The sequence below is a fragment of the Fusobacteriaceae bacterium genome (genome assembly GCA_031272775.1).
Lineage (GTDB): Bacteria > Fusobacteriota > Fusobacteriia > Fusobacteriales > Fusobacteriaceae > JAISST01.
Window position 1 is genome coordinate 23,834 of the sequence record JAISTB010000032.1, and the last position, 6,858, is coordinate 30,691.

Here is a 6,858-nt window from a genome sequence, read left to right on the forward strand (position 1 = left end):
AAACCGCATTCTTAGTAGGCTCTCGCGTCCAGGATCGCTTGCGTCATTGTCGTCGCGTCGAAGGCCCCTTCTTCCACATAAGCTTTCTTTTCGGGGGTCTGTCCCGCTTCGAGTTGTTTGATCAGGACTTCCACTCTGGGCCCGTGCAAAGGATTGCACTCCACATTGTAGTTGATCTTCTTGTCCAGGGTCATCTGCAGGCCCGCGTGGGTAGCGTCAAAGGAGATCACGGTGATATCCCCGCCTACGCCCGCTTTCTTGCCGGCCGCTTCGATGGCGTCTATGGCGCCGAAGGCCATGTTGTCATTTTCGGCGTAAACGACGTCGATGTCGCTCTGCTGTTTCAGGATGCTCTCCATGACTTCCTGCCCCTTGGCCTGGGTGAATTCGCCGGTCTGTTGCGCGACGATCTTCCAACCCTTGTTTCTCTTGACGCCGTCTTCGAGCCCGGCGGTTCGTCCGATCTGGGCCGTGGATCCGATGGTCCCCTGGAGATGGACGATATTCAGCTTGTCCTTACCCGCGAAGGTCTTTTCCATCCAGGCCGCCGCCGTGTCTCCTTCTCCCCGGGAATTGGTGCCTACCCAGCAGGTGTAGAGGCTTTCGTCGGCCACGTTGACCATTCTGTCCATGATGATGACGGGGATCCCGGCGTCTTTCGCTTCCTGGAGCACCGTGTCCCAGCCCGTCTCGCCGATGGGCGCGAGGACAATGTAGTCCACTTCCTGCTGAATGAAATTCCGGAGCGCCGTGATCTGGTTGTCCTGCTTCTGCTGGGCGTCGTCGAAAATCAGCTTGTAGCCGTTGGCTTCCGTAAAGGTATCCCGCATGGACTTGGTATTGGCGGTCCGCCAGTCGCTCTCGGCCCCCACCTGGGAAAATCCGATCGTGATCAGCTTGGATTTGGCGGCCCCGAAGAGCGTCGTCGCCCCCACAAGCGCCAGCAAAGCCAGCGTGAGCCACAACTTCGATACTTTCTTGAACATAATTACCTCCTTTGAACTTGTCGATACAGATACGTCATCCCCTCATCGGGAGCCCCCGCCGGCGGTTTCCGCGTTCCGGCCTTCCCGAATGTCTTATTGTCAGTGTTTTTGTATGAACTCCAGACAGTTCATCCATTTCCATGACAATTTTACCGTATCCTAGTTATACCTTATTGTGTCAAGAAAGTGAATGGAGATTCTTGTGAAATTTGTTCAATGATTTTTGTTTTTCGGCGACGGAGGTCATTTTTTTTGGGACTGGTGTTCAATTTTTTTAGGTATGGTCACGGTGATCGTCGTGCCCTCAACGGCGTTGCTTTTAAAACTGAGGCCGTAGCCGTCCCCGCAGTAGAGCTTCAGTCTTTTGTCCACGTTCTTGAGGCCCAGCCCCGAATGACCGGTAAATACGCCGCGCCCGAAGATTTCCACTTGCTCGGGAGACATGACGATGCCGTTGTTCCAGACTTTGAGAAGAATGTCGCTGCCCGCTTCCTCCGCCGAGACCGCGATTTTCCCCGGGGAACGCTTCTGCTTGATCCCGTGGTAAATGGCGTTTTCCACAAGGGGCTGCAGCGTCAGTTTCGGGATCTCATAACCGTAGAGCTCCGGCGGGATGTCGATGGTGTACTCCAGAATATCGCTGTAGCGGATCTTCTGAATGTCCAGATAGCTGCTGACCTGGTTTTTTTCGGCCTCGATCGTGATGATTTCCCGGCCGCCCGAAAGGGAGCCCCGGAAAAACTCCGAAAGCAGCGAGGTCATCGTGACCACGTCGCGGTTTCGTTCGCTTTCCGCGAGCCAGACGATGGAATCCAGCGTGTTGTACAGAAAATGCGGGTTGATCTGGGATTGCAGCAGCTCAAATTCCGCCTTCCGCAAGGCGACCTGATTTTCTCTTTCTTTTTCCATCAGCGTCCGGAGTCTGCTCCCCATGTCGTTGAAGCCCTCGTCCAGCGCCATGATTTCCGTTATTTCCGTATTGATGGCGCTTTTGGCGAAATCTCCGCCTCCCGCCAGCTGGATCTTGGCCGCCAGCTGACTGATGTCTTCGGCGATGCGCCGGGTGAAGCGCAGGGCGTAGCGGACGACGAAAAACAAGAGCAGGGCCGTCGCCAGGGGAGAGAGGACGATTACCCGGAAAATGTCCCGGGACAGCCGCGTATGCAGTCGGGAGAGCTCCGCCACCTCGTGATAGATGTAATCGTGCATATAGCGTTCAATCAGCTGGGTGATCAGATAAATATCCTTTTCGAGGATCCGGATCCGGTCGTCATAGAGCTTGGTTTTTTCGATGACGAACATATATTTTTTGAGGTTGCCCAGCATGTTCAGCATACTCTGGATCCGCCAGAGGTTGTCGGTCCCCGTCGTCGTCTTCCGCAGGCGGTTCAGGAGCTCCTCGGCCCGTTCCACTTCCGCCAGCGGCAGTTCCGCCGTATTCTTGCCCCGGATCACGTAATAATACATGGGCCGGTCGATATTGTGCTTAAACTCGGCGTTGAATTCCGTGGCGGTCATGGCGTTTCTCAAAACCTCGGCGTAACCTAAATTGAAGGATACCAGAAGGCTGATCAAAATCACCGTCATCAAAAGAAAGGGGGCGACGGCGATGATCAAAAGCTTGTTCAACTGCCATTTGAGTGTTTTTCTCTTTTCCGTTTTCAATTTTCCGCCTCTCTCGCGCGATTCCGGTATTCGGTGGGAGAACAGCCGTTGTTTCTTTTAAAGAGGAAACTGAAATAGTGGGGGTCGTTGTAGCCGACCGCAAAAGCGATCTCCCCGCTGGGCATATTTGTGGAAAGCAGGAGTTCCCGGGCCTTCTCCATCCGGCATTCCGTCAGGTAGGCCACGAAGGTTTTTTTCATCCGCCGGCTGAACAGGGCGCTGAAATAAGACGGCGCCAGCGACACATGGGCCGCCGCGGCGTCAAGATTGATGCCGGGCTCCGCGTACCGCGTCCGGATAAAGGCGCAGGCCTTGTCGATGGTCTCGTCGGCGATCTGGGCCGCCTGCTTCTCCCCGGTCTTTCCGGCGGGATCGTCGGCGGGCGCGGCCTGCTCCCCGCGAAATGTGGCCAGATATTCGCTGATGACGGATTCCAGTTTCTGCCGGACCCGTTCCTCGGCGATCTTCTCGTCCTTGTCCTTTTTGATTTCCGTCAGCAGTTCCCGCATCTTGTCCCTGGAGACGGGCTTCAAGATATACTTGCTGACGCCGATGTCCAAAGCCTCCTGGGCAAAATGGAACTCATCGTAGCCCGAAAGGATAATGACCGTCGTCGCGGGAAAATTCTTCTTGATGAGCCGGCTCAAACTCAAGCCGTCCATAAAGGGCATTTTGATGTCGGTAATGACCACGTCGGGTTTTTTCTCCCGGATCTGGGCCCAGGCCAATTCGCCGTCGGGGGCTTCCCCGATAAAGCGAAAACCCGATTCCTCCCAGGGGAGCAGGCGTTTGATCCCCTCCCGGATGATTTTTTCGTCTTCCACCAGAAACACGCTGTACATAGGCCCCCCTCCTGCTTTAATTATAGTACGCTTCTCCGCCGGTTTCAAGTTTTTGTTTGACTTTTTTGTCCTTTTTGCGGGGCGGCGCCGGGGCAAAAGCGCCTTATAGGCGGTAAACCGGCGCTTTTTTCAATTTGACAGAAGCGTGGATACGTGATACACTATACCCGTTAAGCAGATCAGACAAAAGGGGGAGCGCAATGAACGCAATATTATCTGTAATCGGAAAGGACACGATCGGGATCGTGGCCGACGTCTCCGTCGAATGCGCCAAGTACCAGGCCAACATTACCGACGTGAGCCAGTCCATCCTCGGGGAATATTTCGCGATGATCATGGTGGTCAATATCGACGGGCTGAATGTTGCCTTTACGGATTTCGTCGACCGGATGAAAGCCGTCGGCAAGTCGAAAAACCTCGATATTCAAGTGATGCATGAGGATATTTTCAATTCCATGCACAAGATTTGACGCGGAACGCCAAGAGGAGGAAAACCATATGATCAGCAATCAGGAAATTCTGGAAACCATCACGATGATCCAGAATCAGAACCTCGATATCCGGACCATTACCATGGGGATTTCCCTCATCGACTGCATGGACGCCGATATCGGAAAGAGCTGTGAAAAAGTCTACGCGAAAATCCGCCGGATGGCCGAAAAGCTGGTCCAAACCGGGGAATTTCTTTCGAAAAAATACGGAATACCGATCATCAATAAGCGCGTGGCCGTCACGCCTGTCTCCCTGCTGTTGGGGGTCTCGGGGGGCGATCCCTTGCGCTACGCCAGGACCATGGACGACGTCGCCCGGGACATCGGGATAGACTTTATCGGCGGCTTTTCGGCCCTTGTGCAAAAAGGCTTCGCGCCCGGGGACAGGGAACTGATCGCGGCCATTCCCGAGGCCCTCGCCTCGACGGAAAAAGTCTGCGCCTCGGTCAATGTGGGCTCCACCCGGGCCGGGATCAACCTCGACGCCGTCCGGATCATGGGGGAAAAGATCCTCGAGGCCGCGACCCTGACCCGGGACAGGGAATGTATGGGCGCGGGGAAACTAGTGGTCTTTTGCAACGCCGTAGAGGACAACCCCTTTATGGCCGGGGCCTTTCACGGGATCGGGGAAAATGACGCCGCCCTCAACGTAGGCGTCTCAGGCCCGGGCGTCGTCCGGGAAGCGATCCGGCTGGCCCCGCCGTCGGCCAGTATCGCCGAGATCGCCGACATCATCAAAAAAACCGCCTTCAAGATCACCCGCATGGGCCAGCTGATCGGCAACGAAGCGAGCCGGGAATTAGGGGTTCCCTTCGGGATCGTGGATCTTTCTCTGGCGCCGACCCCCGCCGTGGGAGATTCCGTGGCCCACATCATCGAGGAAATCGGGATCGAGAGCTGCGGCGGCTACGGCACGACGGCGGCCCTAGCAATTTTGAACGACGCGGTCAAAAAAGGCGGCGTCATGGCTTCTTCACGGGTGGGCGGCCTTTCGGGGGCCTTCATCCCCGTGTCGGAAGACGCCGGCATGGTGGCCGCCGTGGAAAGGGGCTCTCTTTCCGTCGAAAAACTGGAGGCCATGACAGCGGTCTGCTCCGTGGGCCTCGACATGATCGTCGTGCCCGGGGATACGACGCCCGACATCATCGCGGGCATGATCGCCGACGAGGCGGCCATCGGCATGGTAAACGGCAAGACGACGGCGGTCCGGATCATTCCCGCCGTGGGAAAAGGCGACGGCGAAGGGGTGCGCTTCGGCGGGCTTTTCGGCTACGGACCCGTCATGAAGATCAACCGCTTTTCTCCGGCCAAATTCATCGCCCGGGGCGGGCAGATCCCCGCGCCGATCCAGAGCCTCAAAAATTAAGGGGGAGATATGAGCCCGCTGGCCATTGTGATTCTGATTGTGATTATCCTCCCCATGGCGGTCGTATGCGCCATGATGAGTTTTTACGTCAAAAAAGGGCCGCGCTCCAGAGGAAAAGCCTGCAGCGCCTGCCCGCATTATTGCGGGTTCGGTCTCGGTTGCGACGGAAAACCGCGCAAGAAGAAACAGATTAGCTCAGCGAAGAGCGAGACACAAGGGACGCCGTAGGGGATGATGGCGATCGGCCCGTCAGTCCTCGACCCCTCAGCCGAGCGATGCCATGAACAAGTCAGATGGTCGCAGCCCTTAGCCCTCGACCCCTCAGCCGCCTAAAACCCCACAACCCCGGCGGCAGAGCCGCCACCCCCTTCGGAGAAGGGGGCTGAAAACAACCTTACAAGTCAGTCTCACATTTGAGCGAGAAACACGCTTCCCCCAAGAATCTGCGCTTCGGCGCAGATTCTTTTCAAAAAGAGACAGTGTTCTTAATCGGTATGTAAGCCGTATATAGACTCAATCAATACGAAAATGGTTTCGGCGTCAGCCAAAGCCAAATCCATATCAGATTCCAAAATGTCAATCTCCTCGGGATAACGCGCTGCAACAGCGTATTTGGTCAGTCGCATTGCTTCATCAGCAAGATCAAGAACGCATTTATTATACGTCTCGCAAAGTGCCAGCAAATAAGCAAGGTCATGGGTTTTAGGTATCGTCTCTTCATAATAGGCAAGAACGGACTTGAATGCTTTTTCAGCTGTTTGCTGGCAATGATAGCAAATGATTTCCATGGGTACGGGGCGCATAGTCAATCCATGCTTGGCGAACGACAAATCATCTCTTGCAAATTTCATCCATAATTTTGCAGTTTCCAAATCAGGCATGCAGGATCACTCCCTCATTTTTTATTGTCCAGGCAAGCATGGAGCGCTTTTGTGCTTTTTTTTCAAATTCCTCTTCCAGATAAACAAGAATATCCACGGGCTTCTTTGTTTCACCATTCACAGCCTTCCGCAAGATATCCATCATGATCAATTTGCGCTCAGGAAACGACGGAGCGATTACGGCAAGATCGATGTCGCTCCATTGGCTTTGTTGTTCGCGAGCATAAGAGCCGAACAGAATGATTTTTGAATTCGGTAAAATGCTTGTAATGGCTTTCGTAATATTTTTCAATTCATGATCTTTGTCCATGCAGAAGCCCCCCTTCTCTTTTTTTCATTATACCTTAACTTATTTGTTTTGTCTACAAAATAATTCATATGCGCAACCAATGGTAGCTTTGCTACCGCCTCTTTCGGAGAATGGGCCGACAAAGAGGTCGAGGCAAGCGGACCGACAAGCCCCATTACCCCCAAGAATCTGCGCTTCGGCGCAGATTCTTTTCAAAAAAAGACAAAAATTCCTTAGAGTCTCCCCTTCGCAAGGGGAAATTCGCGGCTTCTTACGTTTGCAAGGACGTAGTCCGCGGCAAATGTTAGAAGACCGCGATGTCTCGGCGGCAGCAAGCG

At 54.5% G+C, this 6,858-nt stretch carries 8 protein-coding genes; 3 read left to right on the top strand and 5 right to left on the bottom strand.

Features of this window, described 5'->3' with window-relative positions:
• Window positions 1-11: 11 nt before the first annotated feature.
• The 3 genes from LBQ97_07555 to LBQ97_07565 form a co-directional block, all read right to left on the bottom strand.
• Window positions 12-986, bottom strand: a complete 975-nt coding sequence (locus LBQ97_07555; GenBank protein MDR1832566.1) for an ABC transporter substrate-binding protein — start codon at window positions 984-986, stop codon at window positions 12-14.
• Between the two features lie 243 nt (window positions 987-1,229).
• On the bottom strand, window positions 1,230-2,651 hold the full coding sequence (locus LBQ97_07560; GenBank protein ID MDR1832567.1) for a sensor histidine kinase: 1,422 nt from the start codon (window positions 2,649-2,651) through the stop codon (window positions 1,230-1,232).
• Window positions 2,648-3,493, bottom strand: a complete 846-nt coding sequence (locus tag LBQ97_07565; GenBank protein ID MDR1832568.1) for a response regulator — start codon at window positions 3,491-3,493, stop codon at window positions 2,648-2,650. The genes LBQ97_07560 and LBQ97_07565 overlap by 4 nt, the downstream gene beginning before the upstream one ends.
• A 200-nt stretch (window positions 3,494-3,693) precedes the next feature.
• Here LBQ97_07565 and LBQ97_07570 point away from each other — a divergent pair, with 200 nt between their 5' ends.
• Genes LBQ97_07570 through LBQ97_07580 form a run of 3 tightly spaced genes read left to right on the top strand, consistent with a single transcriptional unit; the run spans window position 3,694 to window position 5,578 of the window.
• The gene (locus LBQ97_07570) at window positions 3,694-3,963 is read left to right on the top strand and encodes an ACT domain-containing protein (protein ID MDR1832569.1); all 270 of its coding nucleotides are present in this window, start codon (window positions 3,694-3,696) and stop codon (window positions 3,961-3,963) included.
• A 28-nt stretch (window positions 3,964-3,991) separates the two neighbouring features.
• Entirely contained in the window at window positions 3,992-5,350 is a 1,359-nt protein-coding gene (locus LBQ97_07575; protein MDR1832570.1) for a PFL family protein, read from the top strand.
• A 9-nt stretch (window positions 5,351-5,359) separates the two neighbouring features.
• Window positions 5,360-5,578 (top strand): hypothetical protein, encoded by a 219-nt coding sequence (locus LBQ97_07580; protein ID MDR1832571.1) that lies wholly within the window; start codon window positions 5,360-5,362, stop codon window positions 5,576-5,578.
• 257 nt (window positions 5,579-5,835) lie between these two features.
• On the opposite strand, the gene LBQ97_07585 is transcribed toward LBQ97_07580, so the two are convergent.
• Both LBQ97_07585 and LBQ97_07590 read right to left on the bottom strand, forming a co-directional pair.
• Complete coding sequence (locus tag LBQ97_07585; protein MDR1832572.1) at window positions 5,836-6,231, bottom strand: HEPN domain-containing protein; 396 nt, start codon at window positions 6,229-6,231, stop codon at window positions 5,836-5,838.
• The gene (locus LBQ97_07590) at window positions 6,224-6,541 is read right to left on the bottom strand and encodes a nucleotidyltransferase domain-containing protein (protein ID MDR1832573.1); all 318 of its coding nucleotides are present in this window, start codon (window positions 6,539-6,541) and stop codon (window positions 6,224-6,226) included. Before LBQ97_07590 ends, LBQ97_07585 begins: the two co-directional genes overlap by 8 nt.
• Window positions 6,542-6,858 lie beyond the last annotated feature (317 nt).